The sequence below is a fragment of the Microcoleus sp. MON1_C5 genome (assembly GCF_036701875.1).
Classification (GTDB): Bacteria; Cyanobacteriota; Cyanobacteriia; order Cyanobacteriales; family Microcoleaceae; genus Microcoleus.
Map to the genome: position 1 here is coordinate 59,455 of NZ_JAUBRN010000015.1, position 25,085 is coordinate 84,539.

The window sequence follows — 25,085 nt, forward strand, 5'->3', positions numbered from 1 at the left end:
TTCGCTTGAGTGAATAATGAGTGTAAAAAACCGCCAGCAGACTAACCTGTTGCTGCTCTTATTTCCCGCTACGGCCTGGCTGATGGTTTTCTTCATTTTGCCCGTGCTAATTGTACTTTTGTACAGTTTCTTAGAACGCGGTACATACGGTGGCGTTACTTGGATATTTACTCTCAGCAACTACCAGCGTTTGTTCAGCGGACTTTTCTTAGGAGTAATTGGGCGATCGCTCTGGCTGGCTTTTCTGACAACAGTCGCTTGCTTATTAGCTGGCTATCCCCTCGCATTCTTCATAGCCACCCGTTCTCCCCGCTGGCGAAATGCTTTGCTTTTGTTGGTAATTATTCCATTTTGGACTAATTTTTTAGTGAGAACCTACGCCTGGATCATACTCCTACGTAGCGAAGGAGTAGTTAACACAGCCTTGCAAAGCCTGCTAATTATTAGCGAACCGTTAAACTTGCTTTTTACGCCTTTCGCTGTGGCGATCGGTCTTATTTACGGCTATTTACCTTTCATGGTTCTGCCTTTATATTCTAGCATAGAGCGCTTCAACTTTTCATTGGTTGAAGCCGCTCACGATTTAGGGGCAAATGACATTCGTACTTTTTGGCGCGTATTTTTACCATTAACAAGTCGCGGCATTGTTGCAGGCTCTATTTTAGTTTTTGTTCCCGCAGTCGGCGCTTTCATTACACCGGATATATTAGGGGGGTCAAAAACAGTTATGGTGGGAAATTTGATTCAAAATCAGTTTATGAAAGCCCGCGATTGGCCTTTTGGGTCGGCGCTTTCTATGCTGTTGACTGTAATCATATTGATTCCGGTTTTAATTTACTTCCGCGTATCTGATGAAACTCAATAAGGTAAGGTATACACGAATCGTTGCACCCTGCGTTTAGGTTAAGATGCGCTCATGATTAATGACTACTGACTAATGACTAAAACAAAACTAGATTTACTCGTGCGGACGATCGGCAAAAAGTGGCTTTTGGTACAAGCTGTACTAGCATTAGCCTTTCTTTACTTGCCAATTCTCATCTTAATTATTTACTCCTTTAACGCCTCCAGATTCAATGCCGTTTGGCGCGGCTTTACCCTCGACTGGTACCGCAGTTTGTTTAGCAATGCAGGCGCGACGATTGCGACGAGTAGCAGCGCCGGAATCTGGACAGCACTCAACAACAGCTTGCTAATTGCAGCTATTTCGACTGTGTTAGCAACCGTTTTTGGTACAACGATGGCGCTAGCGCTGGAACGCTTTCATTTCCCGGGGCGCAAAGCAGTAGAAGCTTTACTGTTTTTGCCCATTATTATGCCCGAAATTACGATCGGCATTTCGCTGCTAGTTTTCTTTACCCTAGTATTTCGGATCGTAGAAAATCTCACGGGAATTCGCCTCAATCTCGGCTTACCTACTGTAATTATCGGCCACGTTGTCTTTAATATTTCCTTTGTGACTATTACTGTCAGGGCGCGTTTGGCGGAACTAGATCCGATATTAGAACAAGCGGCTTTTGACTTGGGCGCTAACGAATGGCGGACTTTTTGGCGAATCACTCTCCCCCTAATTTGGCCCGCTATTTTCAGCGCGGCACTGCTGGCTTTTACTCTGTCGCTGGACGATTTTGTCGTGACATTCTTTACCACCGGCGTCGGTTCAGTGACGCTGCCGCTATTTGTTTACGGCATGATAAAATTTGCAGTGACGCCCGCGATTAATGCCATTTCAACTTTGATGTTGTTCGCTTCCTTATTGCTGGTTTTATCATCGTTAAAGGTTCAGAAAACTTAAAAAATTTACTTTTCTGTGTCATAATTATTTTCGTCTGCAACTAACACAACCTATGAAACGCCTGCTGACTTTCCTACTTTTGTTTGTGATGAGTGCAACGGTGGCTTTCGGCTGTAGCCCCACAGGTGGCAACCAGCAGCAAGTGCTCAGCATTTACAATTATGCAAGTTATATCGCCCCAGAAGCGATCGCCCAATTCGAGAAAGTGAACAATGTTAAAATTCAATACGACACTTTCGAGAACAGCGACGCACTCTATGCCAAACTAAAACAGGGAAACCCGGGTTACGACTTAATATTTCCCGCCGATTACATGGTGAAAATCATGATCGCAGAAAATTTAATTGAGCCTCTGAATTTAAACAATATTCCCAACCAAAAAAACCTAGAACCTAAGTTTATCAATCAAGCTTTTGACCCGGGGAATAAATATTCCCTGCCCTACCAGTGGGGAACGATGGGAATTGGCTACAACGTGAAAGCAACCACGGGCGATATCAACAGTTGGGCGGCGATGTTCGATCCGAAATATACCGGAAAAGTGGCGTGGCAAGACGACGCCAGATACACATTTGCAGGAGTTTTAATGTATTTAGGATTTGATCCAAATACAACCAATCCCGAAGAGATTAACAAAGCCCGCGATTTGCTGCTTAAAAGTAAAAATATCATTGCAGCTTTTGTCCCCGACACGGGGCAAAATATGCTAGATCAAGGAGAAGTAAATTTGACAATGGAATGGAGCGGCGATATTTTCCAAGTGATGACAGAAAATCCTAATATCCGTTACGCTATTCCCAAAGAAGGAACAATCATTTTTTCTGACAACATGGCAATTCCCAAAGGTGCGCCCCAGAAAGAGTTAGCGGAGAAATTTATTAACTTTATTTTGCAGCCAGAAGTAGGCGCTAAAGTGTCTAATTTTACCCACTTCGGCTCGCCCAACAAAGCAGCAATCGCTCAAGGTTTAATCGACCCGAACGATTTGAAAAACCCTCAAATTTACCCGCCTGCGGAGGTGTTTGGCAAAATGAAATTATTGCAGGATGTCGGGAAAGCAACTGCATTGTACGATCGAGCTTGGACGGAAGTTAAAGCAGGGGCCGGAAAGTAGATATAAAACAGGTTTCTGCCGGGGCTGGTTTACTTTAATTTTTAGCTTGTTTTGGAGTTGCACCATTCTCAAGAACAGGCAAGATGCCTGTTCCACAAAGAATAAATTTCTTGTGGAACGGGCATATTGCCCGTTCCTAAACAAGTAATTGAGAATGGTGCAATATATCAGTTTAACCGGACTAGAACTCAGATTTTTATCAATCATACATACTAACACAATGCACGCTGTAGAAGTTTTAGACGTTTCCAAAGTATTTAAAAGTGTCCGCAGTCAAGATTTCTTAGCTGTAGACAACATTAATCTGCAAATTTACGATCGAGAATTCTTTTCTTTACTCGGCCCTTCCGGCTGCGGCAAAACTACAACTTTGCGAATGATAGCGGGTTTTGAAATTCCCACAGCGGGCGAAATTTACATTCACGGTCAACCGATGCAAAATCGCCCGCCATTTCACCGCCCTGTGAATACGGTATTTCAAAATTATGCTTTATTTCCGCACATGACAGTAGCACAAAATGCCGCTTTTGGGTTGGAAATGGAGAATTTGCCTCCGAAAACAATTCGCGATCGCGTTGCGGAAGCCTTAGCATTAGTACAGTTAACCGATGTAGAAAAACGCTATCCCCGCCAACTGTCAGGGGGACAGCAGCAGCGAGTAGCGCTAGCAAGAGCATTAGTCAAACAGCCGTCTGTTTTGCTTTTAGATGAACCCCTAGGAGCGCTGGATTTAAAATTGCGTAAAGAGATGCAATTAGAATTAAAAAAAATGCAGCGCAAATTGGGAATTACGTTTATTTATGTAACTCACGACCAAGAAGAAGCGCTAACTATGTCGGACAGAATTGCAGTTATGGATGGAGGAAAACTGCAACAAGTCGGGACGCCTGTTGATATTTATGAATATCCGAAAACGCGGTTTGTTGCTGATTTTATTGGCGACAGCAATTTTTTAAGCGGGCAAGTAGTAGAAAAGCAAAACGGTCAAATAATAGTGTTGGTTGACCAGCAGTTACCCGTGTTAGTTGCGACAGCCGAAGATATGCCCGCTGGGAAAATTGTCACCCTGGTGTTGCGGCCAGAAAAAGCTGCTATTTACCCGGCTAATTATGATGCTGCAAATAGTTGGCCGGGAATAGTAGAAGAGGCTATTTATATTGGCACTGACACGCGCTATACGGTGCGGTTGACTGCTAAAAGCTCGATCGCCCTTCGCCGACAAAACTTGCACAGAGATGACTTGCAGCGACACAAAGTCGGCGACAGCGTTCGAGTGGCCGTGCCGCCGGAAAGTATCTGCATTTTATGAAAGGTTCTGCTTAATTCAATCTCCCTTACTCGCGTGGTGGCGGAGGAGTTTCCGCTTCTTCGGGCGGCGGAATTTCCCCAGGAGTCGATTCCGGCGACGGCGAGAGACTCTCGGCCTCGGGCGAGGGAATGTCCGAAGGAGTCGATTCCGGCGACGGCAAGGGACTCTCAGCCCCGGGCGAGGGAATCTCCGAAGGAGTCGATTCCGGCGACGGCGAGGGACTCTCGGCCCCGGGCGAGGGAATCTCCGAAGGACTCGGGGCGGGAATTTCCGGCGGTGGCGCAAGTTGTTCGGGTTCTGGCTGGGGGCTTAGGAGGCTGCGTACCCACAAACCTAAAGCGCCGCAGGCTAACATCAGCCCCAACAGCCCCAGTAGGGGCAGCGAAAGCTTGGATCGCCGTTTTTGAACTGGTTCCGGGGCGGGGGAAGTTTCGGGGTACAACAACTGTTTGGACGATTCAGAAAGCTGAGATTCAGGAATCCTCCCGGACTTCTGGAGGGATCGCGGGAGGGACGGCGGCAGCGACACCGAGCCTGACACTGGCGCTGACGCCGGCGCTGACGCCACCGCCGGATCAAACAGTACCAATCTCTCCGGCGACATCCGACAGTGAGTGGCCACCACGGAGGTGTTGTCATAACCGTTTTTCTCGTTGGCGAGGCGAATCCAAGACTGAACCGCGGCTTCCAAAGACATTTTGCCCTCAAGCACCTCTGGGCCGTAATTCTCCCAAGAGCGCTCTACCCAGTCGTTGTCGCTCAAACCGTCGGAACACAGCAGCAGTAAGCCTTCCTCTTCGACAATAAATCGCTGAATCGTCGGGCGCAGGAAATCGGCGTCCCGCGTGCCCAAAGCTTGAGTCAGGGCTCCTGCATCGGCTCGCAGTTGAGTTTCCCAGTATAAACAGTGTCCTAGCTGGACTTCCCTTGAGGCTACGTCGTCGTCCACAGTCAGCCGGTGACAGTAATTTTTACCAATCCAATAAGCCCGGCTGTCTCCAACATTGACTAAATAAAGTTCGTGACTGTTATTCGAGGGCAAATCCTCGGAAATTTTCACTTTTTGAGGCAACTGGAGGGCCATCACCAAAGTTGTCCCCATCCGCTGTCGCAACTCTTTTCCCTGCTCGTTATTTTGAGCGGAAATCACATTATTCACAACTCTCACTATTTCTTCGAGTTGCTTGATGACCATTGCTGGCGTCATCAACTCTTCTTGTTCAGCAATTTCTGCGAGCAAATTTTGGATTAAAGCTTTCAGGGACTGCACGGCTAATTGACTGGCAACTTCTCCCCCTTCGTGGCCTCCAACCCCGTCGCAAACCATTGTCAAGTAAGGAATTAGTTTGTCGTTCCCTGAAGTTTTGCTAGATTGAAAATCAGTAGCAACCGGATAGCAACTGTCTTCATTTTGGGAGCGCTGCGGCCCGGTATCGGTCATGCCAACTACTTCTAAGTGCAGAGGCAATTTAGCGGCTTGTTCTAATAGTAAATCGTTGAGTTCCAGGGCGATCGCGTCGAAATTCATGCTGCTGCGGCGCATAAACTGACAAATCTCTCCGAGTTTCGGCTGCACCTCGGGTTGCGCTGATTCCACCAAACCTGACCACACATCTCCCAAATCCCGCAGCGTCGGTACAAAATTGCCCCGGTGCAGTTCCAGCAGGCGTACCCGCCAACCTTCCACCCGCAAATTTTGCGGTACCAGCAAACTCGAAGCGACTCCTTGTTCCGACAGCGGCGCCCACATTTGGAGCATTTGCCACAGCCAGTAAACTTGGCGCGCGGCGCTTGTCCCAGACCACGATTCTAAAATAGAAGGATACAGGCGACCGAAATTATTGATGGGCACATTTTCCAACAACAGCACCTCTGTTGCTTCCGATGGTTCCCCCAAAGAACAAAAACCGTATACTTCCGGGGTATGCAGCCGTTGGGGATACAAATGCAGGTAAGGCATAATCGTATCCGGCAGTTGTTCCGGGACGCTCGGAGGCACAACTGGACGGCTGTCGAGCCAGATTTGGGGTGAAATGACAAAGTATCGATCGGCTATTACCTTACCCGTCGGCACTTCCTCGGCTGCTTGCCCCACCACCCACACATAGCGATAAATTAAATCCGTTTCGCACGCTGCACAGTGCTGGCGGCCAAAGGTATTGCGGGGATCTGGACAGCTAAGATTCGGGCAATAAATGGGTTCGGAGAAACTGCTGATCATATCGAAATAGTTTGTGTAAAAACATTCTGAAGATATATGATTCGCAAGCTCAAATTCATGAGCTTGAGAATAAACTGATTTTAGCCCCTATCAATTTCTTAACTGCCTTTGGGCCCCTAGAAATTGTAGTTTCTGCCAGTCTGCACCGGCTTAAATTGTAATTTAAGTTACTAAACTCTGACTTGGAGTACGGTAGAAGCCTCAACCTGATACCGTGGCGCGAAAAATCGCTCAGAGGGCCAGCAAGTCGCAAACCCTTGCAGAGTCAGTTGTTTGCATTTCTTAAATCTTAAATTTCCAATCTAAGATCTAAATAGTATCACCTATTCTTTTTATGATCTGGACTCCCACGCTCCTTTGGCTGCTAGCTGGGTCTTTGCTGTGTTTGGCAGAGCTATTTCTCCCGACTGCTTTTGTCGCTTTTATGATGGGACTGAGCGCCTTCGCCGTAGCTGGATGCTCTCTCGTTCTACCTTACGTTAATTTACAAATATTCCTGTGGATGGTATTTTCGACTGTTTTTGTGCTGCTGTCTCGGCGGTTGATACCTAAAGGCAACGCAAGGGCGATCGCAGATTCTCAGGAAGCCAAAACTTTGACAGAAATTCCCCCCGGAGAAGCCGGCCGAGTCATTTATGAGGGGAATTCTTGGCAAGCTCGCTGCGAAGACACGAAGGCCACTATCCCCCCCAACCAAAACGTAATTGTCGTCGGACGGAAAGGCACTACTCTGATAGTTTTGCCAGAAAATTTATTGCATTCTTAAACAAAATGCGTAATTAATCACAGGCAATTAGTAGTTAGTCATCAGTCCTTAGTCAACATTTAACATTTAACAGTCAACAGTCAACATTTATAGGAGGCGACCGTGGAACAATACTTTTTACTCGTATTTTTGGCTTTAGGCGGCTCTGCCCTCGCAGGTTCCGTCAAGATTATTAATCAGGGCAATCAAGCGTTGGTGGAAACTTTAGGTAAATACAGCGGCAAGAAACTGGAACCCGGTTTGAATTTTGTCACGCCGTTTCTCGATCGAGTTGTTTACGAGCAAACAATTCGAGAAAAAGTCTTAGATATTCCTCCGCAAGCTTGTATCACCCGCGATAACGTTTCCTTCACTGTTGATGCTGTGGTTTACTGGCGGATTGTGGACTTGGAAAAAGCCTGTTACAAAGTAGAAAATCTTCAGTCAGCAATGGTAAATATGGTGCTGACCCAAATTCGCGCCGAAATGGGTCAACTGGATCTCGAACAAACTTTTACTGCCCGTTCTCAAATTAATGAAATTTTGCTCAGAGATTTAGACGTTGTTACCGATCCTTGGGGAGTTAAAGTAACGCGGGTAGAATTGCGCGATATTATCCCTTCTAAAACTGTACAGGAATCGATGGAATTGCAGATGGCAGCCGATCGACGCAAGCGGGCGGCAATTCTGACATCCGAGGGAGAACGCGAGTCAGCAGTTAACAGCGCCAAAGGTAAAGCAGAAGCGCAAGTTTTGGATGCAGAAGCGCGCCAAAAAGCGACTATTTTGGAAGCGGAAGCTCAACAAAAGGCGATCGTCCTGAAAGCTCAAGCAGAACGCCAAAGTCAGGTTTTGAAAGCTCAAGCTACTTCTGAGGCCTTGCAAATCATCAGCAAAACTCTGCAAAATGACCCCACGGCCCGCGAAGCTTTACAATTTTTGTTAGCTCAAAACTATCTGGATATGGGTCTAAAAATTGGCACCAGCGACAGCAGCAAGGTGATGTTTATGGACCCGCGCAGCATTCCCGCTACGCTCGAAGGAATGCGATCGATCGTTGGGGAAGGTAATAATAATGAGGTGAAAAAGTAGTCTTAGCTAGAATGGGCAATTGAAAGAGACTGGTAACTCTGTATGAGGAATGAAACCCCTCATACAGAGTTATCATGAATAGCAAAAATAATTGGGTAATCACGCAGCACATGGTTAAATAATCGGCGTTGCTGAATTAAGATATGATTGATTCTGATAACAATTCACAAAAAACAATTCAACACAAGTCATCTTCTAGGGAATCTCCTGAATGTAAGTCAACTCATATCAATAAACATGGGCGCAAAAAAGGTAAGCACAACTACCTGTGTGTTAACTGTGGGAGACAATTTATAGACTGCTATCAACCTCACAGAGGTTATCTTCAAGAAGTTAAAGACGAATGCCTAAAAATGTATGTTAATGGCATGGGGTTAAGGGAGATTGAGAGAGTCAAAGGTGTACATCATACAACAATTATGAATTGGGTCAAACAACTAGGATAACTCCTGCCCAATTTTTATGAGGGACAGACAATTACCGAAATTGGATAATTAGAAACATTGGTCGGCTCACAAAAAACAAACTTTGGCTTTAGACAGCAGTATATCAGTTAAAAACAAGTATTTGAGGATGGGTACTAGGAGAGCATAGTAACAAAACATTTAAACCTTTATGGGGCGTAGTTAGTAAAGGTAAATGCTATTTTTATGTGACGGATCACCCGAAAGTTTACCCGATGTTTATTCCCGAGGGAAACCAGATTAATCCGAGGTTTGGTTTGACTCACGCCCAGAGTACCATTCTCATTTAACAGGCTTTCGGGCCTGTTCCACAAACAATGAATGCTTGGGTGGACTCTTATAGCCAGCCCATAAAAGCCTTATTGAGAATGATGCAAAATCTCAGGTTTCACCCTTTTTAAATTGGCTAACTCTATCTTGAAATCGCCTGGTATCTATTTAAACATCGATATTCAGGCAACTTCTCTTCGCCGTTAACCTAATAACTCGACACCGTTAAAACGATCGCCTCCCTATCTCCCAACACCAAACCATACTCCAAACCCTCAACAACCGCTTGATAAGAAGCATCCAAAATATTACCAGAAACCCCCACAGTCGTCCAGCGGTCTTGACCGTTACTAAACTCAACCAACACGCGAGTTTTAGCAGAAGTTCCCGCACCGGAGTCCAGAATCCGCACCTTGTAATCTGTCAGGTAAAAATGGGCGATCGCCGGATAAAAATTCACCAAAGCTTTCCGCAAAGCCGCATCCAAAGCCGAAACCGGGCCGTTTCCTTCGGCAGCTTCCAAAATATTTGTACCGTTTACTGACAATTTGACGGTGGCCAAAGCCGTACAATCTTCGCCAACCTTATCGCAGTGCACTTGAAATCCCTTAATTTCAAACCACGGCGGCCGTTGTTCCAAGGCTTCCCGCATTAACAATTCAAAAGACGCCTCAGCACCCTCAAATTGATATCCCTGACTTTCCAAATCTTTCAATTTTTCTAGAATTTGGCGACAAGCAGGATTTTTGCGATCGAGATCCATTCCAAAAGTGCGCGCCTTCGCCAAAACATTGCTCAAACCCGCTTGATCCGAAATCACAATTCGCCGCCTGTTGCCAATTTTTTCCGGTTCCAAATGTTCGTAAGTTAACGGATTTTTCTCCACAGCCGATACGTGGATTCCGCCCTTGTGAGCAAAAGCCGAAAGACCCACAAAAGGAGCATGATCATCGGGAGCAAGATTGACAATTTCGCTGATCGATCGACTTACTTGAGTTAATTTAACTAATTGCTCGTCTTCAATGCAATTATGACCCAACTTTAGCTGAAAATTAGGAATTAAGGAACATAAATCGGCATTGCCGCAGCGTTCGCCGTAACCGTTAATAGTTCCCTGTACCATCGTCACCCCTTCCTGCACAGCAGCCAAAGCATTAGCAACTGCAACTCCCGAGTCGTTGTGAGTATGAATTCCTAACTGCACAGGTACTTCGCGATTGGTTCCTAAAGCTGCTAAAACATCGCGAACAACCTGACTGACTTCGTGAGGTAAAGTACCCCCGTTAGTATCGCAAAGCACCAGCCATTCTGCACCGGCATCCGCCGCCGCTTCTAAAGTTTTAATAGCATAATCTCGATTGTGCTTGTAGCCGTCAAACCAGTGTTCGGCATCGTAAATAACGCGCCTTCCCTGACTCCGCAAATATTGAATTGTATCTCGAATCATCGCCAGATTTTCTTCTAGCGTCGTCTTCAAACTTTCAATAACGTGCAAATCCCACGACTTGCCAAACAGCGTCACCCAGCGAGTACCGGCGGACAAAATAGCCTGCAACATTTCATCATTAGCTGCTGTAGTTCCCGGCCGCCTAGTCGAACAAAAAGCTACCACTTCTGCTTGAGTTAGGGGCTGTTCTTTGAGACGCCAAAAAAATTGTACGTCTTTAGGATTCGCCCCCGGCCAGCCGCCTTCAATAAAGGGAATTCCTAAACTGTCTAACTGCCGAGCAATTCGCAGTTTGTCTTCGAGAGATAAGGAGAGTCCCTCACACTGAGCACCGTCTCGCAGCGTGGTATCGTAGATCCAGAGCCGATTTGTCATGGGAAATTGCGATCGAGAAATTGGTAATATATCACTTACCATATTAGATGAATTTATTTGAATTTAATGCGATAATATATAGGAAAATTAACATAAATCTAACTGGGGTAAATTGCTGTGGTCAAGGTACAAGCGCAAGGCAAAACATTTGAGTGCGATCGCGGAGCGAATCTCCGTGAAGTATTGCTCAAAAACGGCATCGATCTCTACAACGGCAACGCCAAAGTCATCAACTGCCACGGCCTCGGCACTTGCGGCACCTGCGCCGTCACCGTCGAGGGCGAAGTTTCCGAGTCCCAGTGGCGCGAAAAAGCCCGACTTTCGGTTCCTCCCCATACTCCCGCCTCCAACCGCCGTTTGTCCTGTCAAACCAAGGTTTTAGGCGATATTAAGGTGACAAAATATGATGGTTTCTGGGGTCAAGGTTCTGAAACTGTCTGGAAACCCCAAGCATAGATTTTTTGTTAAGGAAGGCAGATAGGACGATCGCCTTGCCAGATAATCTGTAAGACTTGTGCAAGAATTCTAACTGTAAGGTGCAGACGGGGCACCTTACCATAAAGAAACCCGAGAGGTCAAAAAAGCCAGAAAGTCCATATAAAAGTTAATGAATTCATCTAAAGATATTCTGATTATTGGCGGCGGAATAATTGGCCTTTCGCTAGCAGTAGAACTGAAATTGCGAGGGGCATCTGTCGCAGTTCTTACCGCCGATTCTAAACAACCGACGGCCCGGGCTGCTGCTGGAATGCTTGCCCCGCAAGCCGAACGAATTCCCCCCAGTCCGATGCTGGATTTGTGCTTGCAAAGCCGCGCACTGTATCCCGCCTGGGTGGAACGGCTAGAAGATATTACCGGATTGAAAACGGGATATTGGCGATCGGGAATTCTCGCGCCAGTGTGTCAAAATGAGCCTCAAGAAAAGCCACTTTTGTCAACCCTTAACTCTCAATGGTTGGACAGAGATACTGTTCGCCAGCACCAGTTTGGATTAGGTCAAGAAGTAATTGGCGGTTGGTGGTATCCTGACGACGCTCAAGTAGACAACCGCGCTTTATTTCGGACGCTTCAGGCCGCAACTAAAGAATTGCAGATTGAGATTATTCAAGGCAATGCCGGGGAAATTATTCGGCAGGGAAACCGAGTTGTTGGCATTGAAACAACAGCAGGAAAATTCCAAGCAGACCGTTATGTTTTGGCTGCAGGTCCTTGGTCTGAGAAATTATTAGATATTTCTGTTTTTCCAAGAAAGGGGCAAATGCTGTCAGTATGTGTACCAGAAGATTGTGGAGTTATCCAGCCCCTGCAAACTGTTCTATTCGGGACTGGCATTTATATTGTGCCGCGTCAAGATGGCAGAATTATTATTGGCGCAACTAGCGAAAATGTCGATTTCACGCCGGGAAATACGCCTGCGGGAATGCAAAGTTTGCTAGCAGGAGCGATTAAGTTATATCCCGAATTACAAAACTATCCAATTTTGGAGTTTTGGTGGGGATTTCGGCCGGCTACTCCTGATGAATGGCCGATTTTAGGTGCTAGTGCTTGGGAGAATTTGACATGGGCTACGGGGCATTACCGCAATGGCATTTTGTTGGCTCCGGTGACGGCTAAATTGTTGGCTGATTTGATGGGGAATCAGAACTCAGATCCGTTATTGGCTGCTTTTCATTATTCGAGGTTTCCTGAATCTTGGAAGTTTGAAAATGGTAAATAGTGAGATTTTTTGCTTTTTTTAAGACGAGGCAGAGCCGGGGAACGAGAAACGAAAGTCAACCAAAAAGATATTTTTTGCTATAATCTAATCAGCACAATACGGTTTTGTAAGTTATGACTTTCAGTGATGTGGTCGAGACGATAAAGAATCTTTCTACTGACGAAAAGCAAGAGCTTCAACTGTTGTTGAAGCAATATCTCCGGGAAGAACGTCGCGAAGAGATGTATCAAAACTTTAAGTCAGCGCAAATTGAAGAACAAAAAGGTGAACTGAAATTTTTCGCTAACATCAATGAACTCAGAGTAATGATAGAGGAATAATCGTGGAAGTCAGTTTCAGTTCTTCATTCAAGCGTGCTTTCAAAAAGCGGATCACAGGCGATGCTGATTTGGAAGCTAGGTTTTGGCAAAAGCTGGAACAGTTCATCAGAGAGCCGTTTGAACCAAGCTTAAAAACTCATAAATTGTCCGGTAGGCTCAAGGAGTTTTGGAGTTTTAGCGTAGATTACGACGAAAGGGTACTTTTCTACTTTACAGAAGACGGAAAAGCTGTGTTTGTAGATTTGGGAAGTCATGATGAAGTATATTAATCAACACAACACTTGCTACAGTAATCTGTCTCTGTAGGGTGCACAGTGCACACCTTACCGCTGTAAGTAGCGCGCCAAACCATTTTTTGGTAAGTCTTGAATTAGTTCGCATCCTGTTTTTTGGGTTGGTTTAATTCCCTGCATTTAGCGGCAGCCAAATCGTAAGCATTTTGGTAATCGCTACCGCCTAACATCAAATCGCCGTAATATTCATAAGGTTGATTGCCATAAATCGGCAGCGGGTCGTCTTCAGGATAATCTTCTTTTGATTCTTCTAGGATTGCTTTGAGTTTCTTGACGCTGAAGCGCTGGACTGGGAAGTAATGAATGTCTTGAGCGATGAAACCGAGATGGGGAAAGGTTGGGTCAATAATTCGCTCGTCGAGTTCAATCCAGCTATATTCGATGGGTTTATATGGCACTCCCGGCACGGCTAAAAAGCCTTGAACATAAATCGCGCCCTCGGTGGCTAACGCTGCTTTACAGGCGTTGTCAAAGCAGTTTTTACGGTTGCTTTTGATGCGAGCGGCCATTTCAATAGAAAGCGTCTCATCTAATAGTTCGGTCATAACCCATTTCTAGTCGCGTGTGCGATTAGATTGTAGCAAATCAGAGCTATCTCAGAACACAAAAAACGCAGGCAATTGCGATCGCTCCTCAAATTCTATTTTCAAGGAATTGAGCCAAAATCCTCTGCGGTTCTGGATGTTGTGTCAGCTTTGGTTTCCGAGATGGGCCATTTGTCGATCGCCCCTATAGCCCGCCAATAAAAAGTTTTCGCCAGTAGCCAAAATTTTGAACCTGCGATCGAGCTGGGGTAGAACCCGGTACGGTAAAGTGTGGCACAGACGATGCAAGCAAAAATAGCGGCATACATCACCGAAGGTCGATCGTGCAACCAACAATCATATTAATGCCTTCGGGTGCAGCAATTTGTTCGGCGGCTGACAGGCTTCACAGTTTTTTCTGCAAACAAAGTTGAGTTATGACGATTCTCGCTGAGACATGGGAATATCCTCGGATTGGTAACAACCGGGAAATAAAGAAAGCCCTGAAAGCATTTTTTACTGGGAAATTAGAGACAGATGCTTTATTGCAGACTGTTCTCGCGCTGAAAAATATGGTAAAGTCTGCTACAGTGCGGCAGCAAGCAAGAAACCAATGCGAGTTGAAAATAACAAGCGGTAAGGTAGCTTTGGGTATTGACAGAATCTGTTGATTCACCAAAATATGCTGACCATTGGATACACTGCTTGAAATGGATTTTTCATGCCTGGTTGATGCCTGGTGATTTGTCATGTAAATCTGCCTATCAATACACCTTTGAAGTGGCAGGTTGATACGGTTCTCCATCACTTACCATTCCTAACTGAATTAATTGTCTAGCAAAGATGATCATTTGCAACGACGGTTAATAGAGCCATCCCCTATCTCACATTTGCTTGAAATCATGGCGACATAAAATTCCACCCAATAAATTATTCTTCTCCTAACAGGTAAGGAGAAAATACAACTCAATTTGCGGCAATGATTAGCAATTAGTACCGCATTTGGTTATGATTAAGTACGTCAAATCTGGGATAAGCTTCAGCTTGGCTAAACCACAAAAAAGAGGAGCTAATGAACTAAATATTATCAGCAATTTTGTAAAGTATGGGTCAATTTTCAACCGCAATTCACCCAATTACCTGCAATAAAACCCTGCCAAAAATAGCCAGCTTCTCCTGATGGTAAGCTAAGCAATTCTCCACACACCATAGATATACTGAATGAAAACCGCGATAAAAAAGTCTGATTTTGTGCTAGCTCCTTATATGAAGAGCAACAACTTGAAAGCTAGTTGCCAAATACTCAATACAGTGATTCCTTATACATTGTTATGGTTTTTAGCCTTTAAAGCTGCTGCCATTTCTGTATTCCTGCTCCCGCCGATAATGGTGTTGATGACACTTTTTTCAGGACGTTGTTTCTCTTTGATGCACGATTGCGGACACTATTCTCTTTTTAGTTCCAAAAAAGTCAATCGCCTTATGGGTTTTCTGCTAGGTATTATCAATGCGATTCCTCAGTACCCCTGGTCGAGGGGACACGCTTATCACCACAAACATAATGGTAATTGGGATATGTACCGAGGTCCTTCGGCATTGATATCCACCGAAAAATTTGCGGCGCTAAGCCCCTTTAGTCAAAAGATGTATCAGTTACTCAGACACCCATTGATGCTGTTTCCCGGTGGTTTTTTCTATCTAATTATTAAGCCACGACTCGCGCTAATCTTGGGAATTACTGGTTTTATCCGACATATTTTTGCTTATCTAAATCAAGATTTAGGCATGGGTTTACCTGCAATCATTGCTTCTTATAAATCCAAACATTGGTATACGACGGCTGAGTTTTGGGATTTACTGTTCAACAATATTTGTGTTGTTGGTAGCTGGATTTATCTGAGCCACTTACTTGGTTTTGGCTTTTTCTGGAGTGTTTACTCAATTGTCATGACCTGTTCAGCAGCGATATTTATCTGTATTTTCTTTGTTCAGCATAATTTTGACGGTTCCTACGCTCATAAAGCCGAGGGTTGGGACTATCTTCTTGGCGCAATAGAAGGCAGTAGTTACCTAAAATTACCAACTCTTCTCAATTGGTTTTCGGCTGATATTGCTTACCACAATATTCATCATCTCTCTGAGCGGATACCTAACTATAATCTTCAGGCCTGTCACAATGCTAATATTCACCTGCTTGCTAATTCAAAATCCCTAACAATTCGCGATATTCCTGACTGCTTCCAATTCATTCTTTGGGATGCTGCTTCAGATAGTCTGCAATCGATTAAATTATGGCAACAACAACAAGAAATCCCCTTCAGTAAGGTAGCTAATTAAAGTCGGTGGGAATAAATTTGGTTGCTTTTTTAGCACCAAATCCTATGATTAGGAAGGCAGTTAGTGGGATAAGTTTCAACCCTAACTTTCCTGGTTAAGTAGGTGGTTACAAATAAACATTAGATGGATAGGGCTGGTTTAACCGCGAGCTATACTAGCAGCCAGTTTATTCTGACAAACCCCGCCCTTCTCGTCACCAGTTTATTTGCACCTACCTATTTATCTAGGGTCTAACTCTAGATAACTCAAAGTATCGGTCACTTTTCAATGCAGCAATTCCTCTAATTTTTGCTGGTTCCACAAATACTGATAAAGCCCTGTTTGCCCTACCAATTCAATGTGAGTGCCACTCTGAACTATTTCTCCTCTCTCCATCACAAAAATGCGATCGGCACTAGCCGCCGCTGACATTTGATGCGAGATAAAAATTACCGTTTTGCGATCGGTTCCCGTTGCCAAGTTTCGCAAAATGTCGGTAGCAGTTTGATTGTCAACGCTGGAGAGAGCGTCATCCAAAATTAACACCGGGGCGTCAACTAACAAAGCGCGAGCAAGTGCCGTCCGCTGCCGCTGTCCGCCGGATAAAGTAATGCCGCGCTCGCCGACAACTGTTTTGTACTGCTGCGGAAAGTTGAGGATTTCGGCGTGAATTTGCGCTTGTTTTGCGGCGGCTTCAATCTCCGGCTGTTCTGCTAAAGGGTTACCGTAGCGGATGTTATTCTTGATGGTAGTGCCGAACAGAAAACTTTCTTGCGGAACGTAGGCGATCGCCCCGCGCAATTGGGTCAATTTTACCTCGGTAATATCCTGTCCGTCTAAAAATAACTGACCCGGAGCGATGTCCAGCAGTCTGGGCAGCGCATTAGCTAAAGTTGATTTTCCCGAGCCGATCGCCCCAACAATTGCGACAGTTTCTCCCGGTTTTATGGTAAAATCAACATCTTTAAGCGCGGGTGTCTTAGCACCGGGATAAGTATAATTTAGATGGCGGGCAACAACTTCGCCTTTGACTGGAGTTGGCAGTTCACCTGCATCGGCAGCATCCTTAATTTGCGGTTCCACAGTCAGAATTGATTCGATGCGATCGACACTCACTTCTCCCCGCTGGTAAGCAGTAATCGTGAAACCCAACAGGGCCGTCGGAAACACCAAACGCTCGACATAAATCAGCAACGCCACAAAATCGCCAATGCTAATTTGACCATTAGCAATTGCCCCGCCACCAGCAGAAAGCAGCACCAACAAACTGATACTTGCCAAACCGCCCAGCAGCGGAAAAATAAAGTTTCTAGTTTTTGCTAATTCCAAATTGGCTGATAGCAACTGTGCGTTGGAATTGCGAAAAGCTCGGCGTTCATTTTCTTCTTGAGCGTAGATTTTAATTACGGACATCCCGCTCATATCCTCCTGAATCAAATCGCTCATCGCCGACAATTCCTCTTGCACGGCTAACTGTTGGATGCGAAGTTTGTCGCTAAATAACTGCACCAAAACTAACATTAAAGGGTAAACGGCGATCGCAAACAACGTCAGCCTTACATTAATCCCCAACATCACCGGCAAAGTCAAAGCATAAGCAAATGCCGTATTCGCCAAACTGAGTACCGCAAACCCCACCAAGCGCCGAATATTGTCCAAATCGGAAGTAGCGCGGTTAATTAAATCTCCTACCGTATTGGCGGCAAAATAAGACGGTTCTAATGTTAATAAATGGTTAAAAATTTGCTGTTTGAGGTCAAATTCTACTTGACGCCCCACGCCAAACAGCAGAATCCGCGACACCATCCGAATTACCCACATAATTGAGGCGAGGATCAGAATTAGTGCCACGAAGTTGAAAACTTCGTCAAATTTAGTCGCAACTTGGAGAGTGTCAACTGAATTCCGAATCAGCAGGGGAATGTAAACGCCCACAGCATTGACAATTAACAGCGAAAAAATGCCCCAGAATGTTGGCTTCCAGTGCGGGCGCATATAAGAGCCGAGTTTTTGCAGTCGAGAATAACGAGCCATTTGTTAGTGCGTAATTTGAGATTGATTGAGGAAAGGAAGAAGGTTCGGCAACGGATTTTGTAACGGATGTAACGGATGTAACGGATGTAACGGATGTCAGGAAGAAGGAAGAAGGAAGGCGCAATCTTCAGCTCACGTTTTCAGCAATTAAGAACGTCCTAATAGTCTTGGCGGTTGCTATAGAAGGTAGAAGTTTGAAAAAAGAAGAGAAGCTCTATCGAAAGGTAGATGACCGAAAACACAAGTTAAGAAGTTTTTAATAAAAATTCTGCTTTGGGATAACGTGCCATCAAAATTAGGTTTTGGTATTAACTAAAACCTGATTATATCGATATGTAACAAACCACATTATATCTGTGGGAACACGAGATCTGTGGGGACACGGCAATGCCCTGTCCTTAGCCACCCGGAACGAGCTCGCCCAAATCTCCCATCCGCCCCCGCAATCCCCCCCAGCGTTGAGTCGCGCTACAATCAAAAATCGATCGACTTAGCACTCAGCCTCAGAGAGTGCTAAATTTGCTAATGTAAGCGATTGGAGACAAACATGACCAAAATAGTTGCATTTAGCGACAAATCTCGGCGGGCACTAGAACGCGGCGTCAATCAACTCGCCGATGCTGTCCGCATCACCTTGGGCCCGAAAGGCCGGAACGTCCTATTGGAAAAGAAATACGGCGCTCCCCAAATCGTTAACGACGGTATCACCGTTGCTAGGGAGATCGAACTCGAAGACCCCCTGGAAAATGCCGGCGCTCGCTTAATTCAAGAAGTCGCCTCCAAAACTAAAGATATCGCAGGCGACGGCACAACAACCGCAACGGTTCTAGCTCAATCCCTGATTCGCGAAGGTTTGAAGAATGTAGCCGCGGGCGCGAACCCAGTCGCGCTGCGCCGGGGTATTGAAAAAACGATCGCCCACTTGGTGCTGGAAATCGAGAAATTGGCGAAACCCGTCGAAGGGGCTGCAATTGCTCAAGTCGCTACTGTCTCCGCCGGTAACGACGAAGAAGTCGGCGCCATGATTGCCCAAGCAATGGAAAAAGTCACCAAAGACGGCGTAATTACTGTTGAAGAGTCGAAATCTCTGACAACAGAATTGGAAGTTGTCGAAGGGATGCAGTACGATCGCGGATATCTTTCTCCGTATTTCGTCACTAACACCGACCGCATGGAAGTTGAGTACGAAAACGCTCGCCTCCTGATTACCGACAAAAAAATTAGCTCGATTCAAGAACTAATTCCAGTTCTCGAAAAAATCGCCCGCACAGGTCAACCGCTGCTAATTATCGCCGAAGATATTGAAGGCGAAGCTTTGGCAACTCTGGTAGTCAACAAAGCCCGCGGCGTATTGAACATCGCAGCAACGAAATCTCCTGGTTTTGGGGAGCGGCGCAAAGCTATGCTTCAAGATATCGCCGTGCTCACCGGCGGTCAACTGATTTCTGAAGAAGTCGGACTCAGCATTGATACCGCAACCCTAGAAATGCTCGGTACCGCCCGCAAAATTACGATCGACAAAGAAAACACGATCATTGTTGCTGGCGAAGAACACAAAGCTGACGTGCTAAAACGGATCGAGCAAATCCGCAAGCAGCTAGAAGCGACGGATTCCGACTACGACAAGGAAAAGCTAACCGAACGCATCGCCAAACTCGCCGGCGGCATCGCTGTAATTAAAGTCGGCGCAGCTACCGAAACCGAGCTCAAAGACCGTAAACTGCGTATTGAAGACGCTTTGAACGCTACGAAAGCTGCTGTGGAAGAAGGTATCGTTGCCGGAGGTGGCACGACGCTAATTCACCTGATTACAAAAATAGATGCGATCAGAGATACTTTAGACGCCGAAGAACAAGTAGGTGCTGACTTGGTGAAGAAAGCTTTGGAAGCACCTTTGCGTCAAATCGCTGATAATGCCGGCGTTGAAGGTTCCATCGTCATCGAGCGAGTGCGGGCGAGCGAGTTCAACATTGGCTACAACGCACTCACCGACGTGTACGAAGATATGATTGCCGCCGGGATTATTGACCCGGCTAAGGTGGTGCGATCGGCTTTGCAAAATGCCGGTTCCATTGCTGGTATGGTGCTGACCACTGAAGCTGTGATTGTCGAAAAACCCGAGAAGAAAAAAGCCGGCGGCGGCGACATGGGCGACATGGGCGGCATGGGCGGCATGGGCGGCATGGGCGGCATGGGCGGCATGGGCGGCATGGGCGGCATGGGCGGCATGGGCATGATGTAGTCTTCAGCCATGAGTTTGTAGTCTGTAGAGTGCGCCATAAGCACCGTGGGTGCAAACAAGCGCGTCTTATGTACTACCCGTCTACTGTTTGACGATTAAGGCAGCTTCTCCCTCCGGCATCCCCTGAGAGTCCGGGGGGAGAAGCTATCCAAGTCCCCTTCTTAAGGGAGATGCAATGGGGCTCGGCATTAAGCTATAAGCGATATTTCTCAGGGATTTTAAGCTTAAGTTGACACCTATGCAGTGCGCGCCCTCTCGGTCAACTAAAATCCTTCCCAGAAACCGCGTCTCCCCCTCTGCCCTTATCCTTTAAGACGAGGGAGTTACATTGTTGCTGTGCAAGTCTTGAGGAGATTGAAACAGAGTTTCGAGATAAACTCTCGCAGCTTGGCGATAACTGCGCGAAGCTTCAGGCGTACCGCTATCGGCATTCTGCAACAAAAACAGCGACAGGGCCGCGCAAAATACTCGGTCTAGATCCCATTCGGGATGGGTTTCCAGGTAAGTTTTGAGAGAATCGTGCAGCGTTTCGGGAATTTCAGCAAAAATACTGACTGTTGGGTTCATCATTTTTTTTAGTCTCGCTAATAAATTGAAAACAGAACCCCCCCTTCGGCCGGATACAGGTGCAGGCACAGCCGAAATCAGAGCGCTTTTTTTTAGGTCGGTCGCATCATTGTGCGCTATGAGGGGGTGGGTTTGTCAATGTTGCGAAATATTACAAAGTCCTTTATATAAAAAAAAGGTTTACCAAAGAATAAGCTTTTCAGGGCATTTTTTGTTACATATCTTTATGTCTTGGGCGGTTTATGAGGGATTGGGCAGCAAGTTAAGGAAATCCCCAATTCCGCAGCAAGATGCTACCGTGCCGTTAATTTCTGTGGAAAACTTTGTCGAATCTGTGGAAAACCTCAGACTTGCCTGGGGAAACGCTGTGGAATGTTTAGGGAAAAGTCAGGGAAAAAATAAGAATTGCAAAGGGCATGGGGCATGGGGCATGGGGCATGGGGCATGGGGCATGGGTAGCAAATAACAAATGATTAATGACTACTGACTGCTGACTGCTGACTGCTGACTGCTGACTAATGACTTCCTAAGTGCCACTCTGCCGCTTTTTGGCGGATGGTTGCCAATTCTGCCGGCGGCCTTTTGTCGAGATTGGCTAAGAGAAAGCTCATGCGACCGATCGACTGAAGTTTGTCGCGGTGGCGCGCTAGGAAATCCCAGTAGGGAAGATTTATCATCTGTGCGGTTGATAGCAGCTTGGTTCTGCCAAAGTCGATCGCCTAATATCCAAACGCCAACAGTCATTTTATTTGTTTCACCATTTCACCATAAAAGTTATCTTTTACTTTTCATGAGGGCTGGTCGTTTATTCCGAAAAATTAATTGGCTGAAAAATCACAACAAATCAAAACTCATAATTTCTCCGCTTGTGGCGAGAACGTACTTGAGCATAACATTGATTTCCAAAGATAGGGACACCGACCAGCAAATTTAAAATTTATGTCGCTGTATCCTTCAGATGTTAATAACTTGGTCAGCGTCTCTACTGAAAAAAATTTAATGTGACCGTTATCCCAAAGAACGGTAAAATGTTTATCTAGTTTGCCGGAAACCGCTAAAGCCAGATTTTTTAAATAGCCGTGATAGGGTGTGGAAATAATTAGTCTTCCTCCCGGAGCGAGGCATTTTTTGGCAGTTTTGGCTAGTTCTTTAGGATAAAGCAAGTGTTCGATTACTTCAATAGCTAAGACAACATCAAATGAGTTCAGAATATCGGTATCTGGGAGGTCGTAAATATCTGCTTGGATAAACTGACACTCCGGGAAACTTTGACGAGAGATGGCAATTCCGGGCGCAGAAGTGTCAACGCCGACAACTTCGCAGCCGTGCTCTGCGATAACGTGACTGAGGCTGCCATTGCCGCAGCCGAGATCCAAAACTCGGAGTTTTGTCTTGCTGGTCTGCTGAAGTGTCGCCAGCATTTCTAAAAGGGGAGATATCAAATAAGCGTGATGATATCTCGGACGGTTGTTTGTGTAATAATACGTATAATTGGTAAAGTTTTTTTTCATCGATTAAGCTATGGAGATTATTGCCGAGACCGCGAATTTACGGAGCGTGGGTGCACTGTTTGGGCCACGGTTGCCCACATTAGGGTTGTCAGAGTCGATCGGCAGCTCGATCGTCTCATTCTTTTTGTTTGACAGGTGAATTATTGTCACCGAATCAATCGGGTGGCAAAAGAAATCTTTGACAGGGTGCAAAATCTTGCATCGCCCATCTCTGGCCCATCTCTCGAAGGCATTCGGAAAGAAAAAGTCCGATGGAGCAGAATTCTCTCTGTATACTAGCCGGAGACAGAACTTTTTGCCCGTTAATTTTGATCCAAGAGTGCATCCATGCGATTCTAGCTTCAAGCAAGTGCGGTATGTCCACCCGAGGCTTTTTTGCAGCCTGAAAAATTGGCCCCTGGGCGATGAGGTGCCAGTCGCTCCGAGAATTGAGAAGGGAAGTGTGACCGAAATCACAGGCATTTGCGAAACAAATTGCTGAGCATATTTGGGTCAACACACTTAGAATCGAGATTACTACAGTGGCTTCTATAATTGTGTTTAAATGTTGTTCTGAAGCTGTGTTGTTCAGTCAGCAGAGCCCCCTAGACAGATTCAGGCTTTCGGTCTGGTTTATTTCACTGTAATGGTCGCTGTTGGGTGTTGCACCTTAATTTAGATATTTCCTATGGTTAAGTTAGGTCAATCCTCCTTTCGCCGTATTTTACTGTCGCGGATTTTGTTGCTCAGCGTACCGGTTCTACTGGTGGGGGAGTATGTTACCTATCGCAAGGCACGCTCGACGCTTCTGGAAACTGCTCGTCTAAACTTGACAGAAAGTGCAGCCAGAAAAGCAGAAACTATTGAACAGCGGGCGAAATCGCTGAAGTCGAATCTGATCGGCGCTTCGGAAAGCTCGATGTTGCAGTCTGTAAATCCGAAGGATTATCAAAAGTTTATCGCGCAATTAGGGCAGCGGTTGCCAGCGCAGGTTGATTGCTTGCAATTGACTAATTTAAAGACAAATCAAGTGATAGCAAGCACTTGCGGGCAGCAGCCGATTCAGTCGCTGCCGGCAAAATTTTGGCCGCCCGTACAGCAGCAGCAAACGCTGCTGGACGACAAGAGCGTTTACATTCGTCTGTCCTTACCTCCGCAGCGACAGGGGACAGCAAACGATCGGAAGGGGGCTTTGGGGGCTGAGGATTTTCCAGAGGCGGGTAAAGAAGGCCGCGATACCCAAGCGAGTTTGGTGTTGAGCGCTCCTGTTTACATTCGTCGGGGCAATACCCTGCAGTTGAGTTATGCTTTGAGTTTGCAGTCGGCCTTGCCTGTGCAAACCAGCGCTCCCAAAGGTTCTTTAGCCGGCTATACGGTGGCGATCGACCAAGATGGGACGATTTTGGCGCACCCGAATATCAACCGCGTGGGCCGCAATATCGACCAAGAGGCAGATGCCGCTCGACTAAAAAGTATTGTCAGAAGGGCGATCGCAGGCGGAAAAGATTTTCTCCATCTATTTTCCTTTGAAAGGAATGGTGTAGAGTTGCTAGCAGGATACGCTGCTATCCCGAGTCCTACAACTAAACAGGAGAACAGCAAGTGGATTATTTTAGCTGTCTCTCGTTTAGATTACGCTCTGTCAGGTTTGGAAGAAATTCAGCAAGTTTTATTTAATTTAATTGTAGGTTTGGTTGCTGCTAGTATCATCGCGACTTTATATCTGTCTCGCGACTTGGCGCGTCCTGTGGAAAAACTGAGAGACTACGCGATGAAAGTAGATACGGAAGTGTCGCAGACAGTGCCCCAAGATTTCCAAATTAGGGAATTTAATCAACTATCAGAAGCACTCAACAGCATGGTGCAGCGCCTCAGATCCTGGGCCCGAGAATTGGAAGTCGCAACCAAAGAAGCGCAAGTTGCCAATCAATTAAAAAATGAATTTTTGGGGAATATTTCTCACGAATTGAGAACGCCACTTAACGGGATTATTGGTTTTATTCAAATTGTGCGGGACGGCTACTGCGATGACCGAGATGAAGAAATGGAATTTTTACAACGGGCCCACGATTCGTCAATGCAATTGCTCAATATTATTAATGATATTTTGGACATTGCTAAAATAGAATCCGGCACGTTCTCGATGATCTTAGAAGTAGTTGACATTACTCAGGTACTTGAAGACGCGATTGATTTGCAAGCGACTCAAATTGAGGAAAAAGGCTTGAAGTTAAGTTTGCCAGAGCCTCACGATCCGATTATTGTTCATGCCGATCCCGAGAAGCTAAAACAGGTGTTTTTAAACGTGTTAAGCAATGCCGTTAAGTTTACAGAGTCGGGCAGCATTAATATATCTGTGCGGCTAGAATCGAGGACTAATTCTGGTAGTTTTAACGGCAGTGCTGACAGTACGACTAGCCCCAGCGGTCAAAGCGATTGGGTGGTGGTGACAATTAAAGATACGGGAATTGGTATCGATCCCGAGCACCAGCAGAAATTGTTTCAACCTTTTGTGATGGCTGATGGTTCTACAACTCGCAAGTTTGGCGGTAACGGTTTGGGCTTGGCTATCTCGCGAAGGATAATGGAATCTATGATCGGAAGCATTACCCTGCACAGCGCGGGCGTGAATCAAGGTACTACAGTGATGATTTCTTTGCCTGTCAATCAGCAGTCAAGTTTTTATTTTCAGAGCCCGGACTTAGTAACGGAAAAGGGAAATTTCAAAAGTTGAGGAGTGATTTTCCCAA

23 protein-coding genes and 1 pseudogene are annotated in these 25,085 nt (G+C 45.9%); 16 read left to right on the top strand and 8 right to left on the bottom strand.

All coding sequences use genetic code 11. The annotated features are described in order from the left end of the window. Positions 1 to 16 precede the first annotated feature (16 nt). The 4 genes from QUA71_RS10145 (at position 17) to QUA71_RS10160 (ending at position 4,218) form a co-directional block, all read left to right on the top strand. Positions 17 to 865: an ABC transporter permease gene (locus QUA71_RS10145; RefSeq protein ID WP_333284548.1), complete on the top strand. Its 849-nt coding sequence runs from the start codon at positions 17 to 19 to the stop codon at positions 863 to 865. A gap of 72 nt (positions 866 to 937) precedes the next feature. Further along, the gene (locus QUA71_RS10150; protein WP_333284550.1) at positions 938 to 1,795 is read left to right on the top strand and encodes an ABC transporter permease; all 858 of its coding nucleotides are present in this window, start codon (positions 938 to 940) and stop codon (positions 1,793 to 1,795) included. Between the two features lie 52 nt (positions 1,796 to 1,847). Next, entirely contained in the window at positions 1,848 to 2,909 is a 1,062-nt protein-coding gene (locus tag QUA71_RS10155) for a spermidine/putrescine ABC transporter substrate-binding protein (protein ID WP_333284552.1), read from the top strand. A gap of 220 nt (positions 2,910 to 3,129) precedes the next feature. After that, complete coding sequence (locus QUA71_RS10160) at positions 3,130 to 4,218, top strand: ABC transporter ATP-binding protein (protein ID WP_333284633.1); 1,089 nt, start codon at positions 3,130 to 3,132, stop codon at positions 4,216 to 4,218. A gap of 25 nt (positions 4,219 to 4,243) precedes the next feature. Here QUA71_RS10160 and QUA71_RS10165 read toward each other — a convergent pair whose 3' ends face one another. Continuing rightward, positions 4,244 to 6,439 (bottom strand): protein phosphatase 2C domain-containing protein, encoded by a 2,196-nt coding sequence (locus tag QUA71_RS10165; protein WP_333284554.1) that lies wholly within the window; start codon positions 6,437 to 6,439, stop codon positions 4,244 to 4,246. A 334-nt stretch (positions 6,440 to 6,773) separates the two neighbouring features. Here QUA71_RS10165 and QUA71_RS10170 point away from each other — a divergent pair, with 334 nt between their 5' ends. The 3 genes and pseudogenes from QUA71_RS10170 to QUA71_RS10180 form a co-directional block, all read left to right on the top strand. Continuing rightward, positions 6,774 to 7,205 carry an NfeD family protein gene (locus tag QUA71_RS10170; RefSeq protein WP_333284556.1) on the top strand — a complete coding sequence of 144 codons (432 nt, stop codon included), beginning with the start codon at positions 6,774 to 6,776 and terminating at the stop codon, positions 7,203 to 7,205. Positions 7,206 to 7,307: 102 nt separating this feature from the next. Then, entirely contained in the window at positions 7,308 to 8,276 is a 969-nt protein-coding gene (locus tag QUA71_RS10175; RefSeq protein ID WP_333284557.1) for an SPFH domain-containing protein, read from the top strand. 143 nt (positions 8,277 to 8,419) lie between these two features. Next, a pseudogene (locus tag QUA71_RS10180) lies at positions 8,420 to 9,012 on the top strand (IS1 family transposase); the annotation flags it as partial. 206 nt (positions 9,013 to 9,218) lie between these two features. On the opposite strand, the gene cimA reads toward QUA71_RS10180, so the two are convergent. Next, positions 9,219 to 10,832: a citramalate synthase gene (gene cimA, locus QUA71_RS10185; RefSeq protein ID WP_333284559.1), complete on the bottom strand. Its 1,614-nt coding sequence runs from the start codon at positions 10,830 to 10,832 to the stop codon at positions 9,219 to 9,221. A gap of 117 nt (positions 10,833 to 10,949) precedes the next feature. On the opposite strand from cimA, the gene QUA71_RS10190 reads away from it, so the two are divergent. From QUA71_RS10190 to QUA71_RS10205, 4 genes are all read left to right on the top strand, one after another. After that, positions 10,950 to 11,288 (top strand): 2Fe-2S iron-sulfur cluster-binding protein, encoded by a 339-nt coding sequence (locus QUA71_RS10190; protein WP_333284561.1) that lies wholly within the window; start codon positions 10,950 to 10,952, stop codon positions 11,286 to 11,288. 151 nt (positions 11,289 to 11,439) lie between these two features. Continuing rightward, the gene (thiO, locus tag QUA71_RS10195; RefSeq protein WP_333284563.1) at positions 11,440 to 12,549 is read left to right on the top strand and encodes a glycine oxidase ThiO; all 1,110 of its coding nucleotides are present in this window, start codon (positions 11,440 to 11,442) and stop codon (positions 12,547 to 12,549) included. A gap of 113 nt (positions 12,550 to 12,662) precedes the next feature. Next, complete coding sequence (locus QUA71_RS10200; RefSeq protein WP_333284565.1) at positions 12,663 to 12,869, top strand: hypothetical protein; 207 nt, start codon at positions 12,663 to 12,665, stop codon at positions 12,867 to 12,869. 2 nt (positions 12,870 to 12,871) lie between these two features. Continuing rightward, a complete protein-coding gene (locus QUA71_RS10205; protein WP_333284567.1) occupies positions 12,872 to 13,138 on the top strand; it encodes a type II toxin-antitoxin system YafQ family toxin in 267 nt (88 codons plus the stop codon). Between the two features lie 101 nt (positions 13,139 to 13,239). Here the strand turns inward: QUA71_RS10205 and QUA71_RS10210 are convergent, their stop codons facing one another. Together QUA71_RS10210 and QUA71_RS10215 are read right to left on the bottom strand one after the other, a co-directional pair. Continuing rightward, positions 13,240 to 13,707, bottom strand: coding sequence for a hypothetical protein (locus tag QUA71_RS10210; protein ID WP_190663431.1), 468 nt, complete (start codon positions 13,705 to 13,707; stop codon positions 13,240 to 13,242). A gap of 101 nt (positions 13,708 to 13,808) precedes the next feature. Next, positions 13,809 to 14,036: a hypothetical protein gene (locus QUA71_RS10215; RefSeq protein WP_333284569.1), complete on the bottom strand. Its 228-nt coding sequence runs from the start codon at positions 14,034 to 14,036 to the stop codon at positions 13,809 to 13,811. Positions 14,037 to 14,123: 87 nt separating this feature from the next. Between QUA71_RS10215 and QUA71_RS10220 the strand changes: the two genes are divergently transcribed. Continuing rightward, entirely contained in the window at positions 14,124 to 14,357 is a 234-nt protein-coding gene (locus QUA71_RS10220) for a hypothetical protein (protein ID WP_333284571.1), read from the top strand. A gap of 550 nt (positions 14,358 to 14,907) precedes the next feature. After that, on the top strand, positions 14,908 to 16,023 hold the full coding sequence (locus QUA71_RS10225) for a fatty acid desaturase (protein WP_333284573.1): 1,116 nt from the start codon (positions 14,908 to 14,910) through the stop codon (positions 16,021 to 16,023). Between the two features lie 264 nt (positions 16,024 to 16,287). Here the strand turns inward: QUA71_RS10225 and QUA71_RS10230 are convergent, their stop codons facing one another. Then, the gene (locus QUA71_RS10230) at positions 16,288 to 18,036 is read right to left on the bottom strand and encodes an ABC transporter ATP-binding protein (RefSeq protein ID WP_333284575.1); all 1,749 of its coding nucleotides are present in this window, start codon (positions 18,034 to 18,036) and stop codon (positions 16,288 to 16,290) included. A gap of 547 nt (positions 18,037 to 18,583) precedes the next feature. Here QUA71_RS10230 and groL point away from each other — a divergent pair. Then, positions 18,584 to 20,278, top strand: a complete 1,695-nt coding sequence (gene groL, locus QUA71_RS10235; protein ID WP_333217658.1) for a chaperonin GroEL — start codon at positions 18,584 to 18,586, stop codon at positions 20,276 to 20,278. A 309-nt stretch (positions 20,279 to 20,587) separates the two neighbouring features. Here the strand turns inward: groL and QUA71_RS10240 are convergent, their stop codons facing one another. Continuing rightward, positions 20,588 to 20,845, bottom strand: coding sequence for a DUF2811 domain-containing protein (locus QUA71_RS10240; protein ID WP_050813024.1), 258 nt, complete (start codon positions 20,843 to 20,845; stop codon positions 20,588 to 20,590). Positions 20,846 to 21,056: 211 nt separating this feature from the next. Between QUA71_RS10240 and QUA71_RS10245 the strand changes: the two genes are divergently transcribed. After that, positions 21,057 to 21,311, top strand: a complete 255-nt coding sequence (locus QUA71_RS10245) for a hypothetical protein (RefSeq protein WP_333284577.1) — start codon at positions 21,057 to 21,059, stop codon at positions 21,309 to 21,311. Positions 21,312 to 21,325: 14 nt separating this feature from the next. Here the strand turns inward: QUA71_RS10245 and QUA71_RS10250 are convergent, their stop codons facing one another. Both QUA71_RS10250 and QUA71_RS10255 read right to left on the bottom strand, forming a co-directional pair. Then, positions 21,326 to 21,589 (bottom strand): hypothetical protein, encoded by a 264-nt coding sequence (locus QUA71_RS10250; protein WP_333284579.1) that lies wholly within the window; start codon positions 21,587 to 21,589, stop codon positions 21,326 to 21,328. A 107-nt stretch (positions 21,590 to 21,696) separates the two neighbouring features. After that, positions 21,697 to 22,356, bottom strand: a complete 660-nt coding sequence (locus tag QUA71_RS10255) for a class I SAM-dependent methyltransferase (RefSeq protein ID WP_333284581.1) — start codon at positions 22,354 to 22,356, stop codon at positions 21,697 to 21,699. Positions 22,357 to 23,023: 667 nt separating this feature from the next. On the opposite strand from QUA71_RS10255, the gene QUA71_RS10260 reads away from it, so the two are divergent. Continuing rightward, complete coding sequence (locus tag QUA71_RS10260; protein ID WP_190663421.1) at positions 23,024 to 25,069, top strand: sensor histidine kinase; 2,046 nt, start codon at positions 23,024 to 23,026, stop codon at positions 25,067 to 25,069. Positions 25,070 to 25,085: the final 16 nt, after the last annotated feature.

Bases quoted from the DNA above. Each gene is read 5' to 3' on its own strand.
- QUA71_RS10155 (WP_333284552.1), top strand. From the start codon at position 1,848: ATGAAACGCCTGCTGACTTTCCTACTTTTGTTTGTGATGAGTGCAACG.
- QUA71_RS10230 (WP_333284575.1), bottom strand. From the start codon at position 18,036: ATGGCTCGTTATTCTCGACTGCAAAAACTCGGCTCTTATATGCGCCCG.
- QUA71_RS10210 (WP_190663431.1), bottom strand. From the start codon at position 13,707: ATGACCGAACTATTAGATGAGACGCTTTCTATTGAAATGGCCGCTCGC.
- QUA71_RS10160 (WP_333284633.1), top strand. From the start codon at position 3,130: ATGCACGCTGTAGAAGTTTTAGACGTTTCCAAAGTATTTAAAAGTGTC.
- QUA71_RS10170 (WP_333284556.1), top strand. From the start codon at position 6,774: ATGATCTGGACTCCCACGCTCCTTTGGCTGCTAGCTGGGTCTTTGCTG.
- QUA71_RS10240 (WP_050813024.1), bottom strand. From the start codon at position 20,845: ATGAACCCAACAGTCAGTATTTTTGCTGAAATTCCCGAAACGCTGCAC.
- cimA (WP_333284559.1), bottom strand. From the start codon at position 10,832: ATGACAAATCGGCTCTGGATCTACGATACCACGCTGCGAGACGGTGCT.
- QUA71_RS10150 (WP_333284550.1), top strand. From the start codon at position 938: ATGACTAAAACAAAACTAGATTTACTCGTGCGGACGATCGGCAAAAAG.
- thiO (WP_333284563.1), top strand. From the start codon at position 11,440: ATGAATTCATCTAAAGATATTCTGATTATTGGCGGCGGAATAATTGGC.
- QUA71_RS10220 (WP_333284571.1), top strand. From the start codon at position 14,124: ATGACGATTCTCGCTGAGACATGGGAATATCCTCGGATTGGTAACAAC.
- QUA71_RS10145 (WP_333284548.1), top strand. From the start codon at position 17: ATGAGTGTAAAAAACCGCCAGCAGACTAACCTGTTGCTGCTCTTATTT.
- QUA71_RS10250 (WP_333284579.1), bottom strand. From the start codon at position 21,589: ATGACTGTTGGCGTTTGGATATTAGGCGATCGACTTTGGCAGAACCAA.
- QUA71_RS10200 (WP_333284565.1), top strand. From the start codon at position 12,663: ATGACTTTCAGTGATGTGGTCGAGACGATAAAGAATCTTTCTACTGAC.
- groL (WP_333217658.1), top strand. From the start codon at position 18,584: ATGACCAAAATAGTTGCATTTAGCGACAAATCTCGGCGGGCACTAGAA.
- QUA71_RS10260 (WP_190663421.1), top strand. From the start codon at position 23,024: ATGGTTAAGTTAGGTCAATCCTCCTTTCGCCGTATTTTACTGTCGCGG.
- QUA71_RS10165 (WP_333284554.1), bottom strand. From the start codon at position 6,439: ATGATCAGCAGTTTCTCCGAACCCATTTATTGCCCGAATCTTAGCTGT.
- QUA71_RS10225 (WP_333284573.1), top strand. From the start codon at position 14,908: ATGAAAACCGCGATAAAAAAGTCTGATTTTGTGCTAGCTCCTTATATG.
- QUA71_RS10255 (WP_333284581.1), bottom strand. From the start codon at position 22,356: ATGAAAAAAAACTTTACCAATTATACGTATTATTACACAAACAACCGT.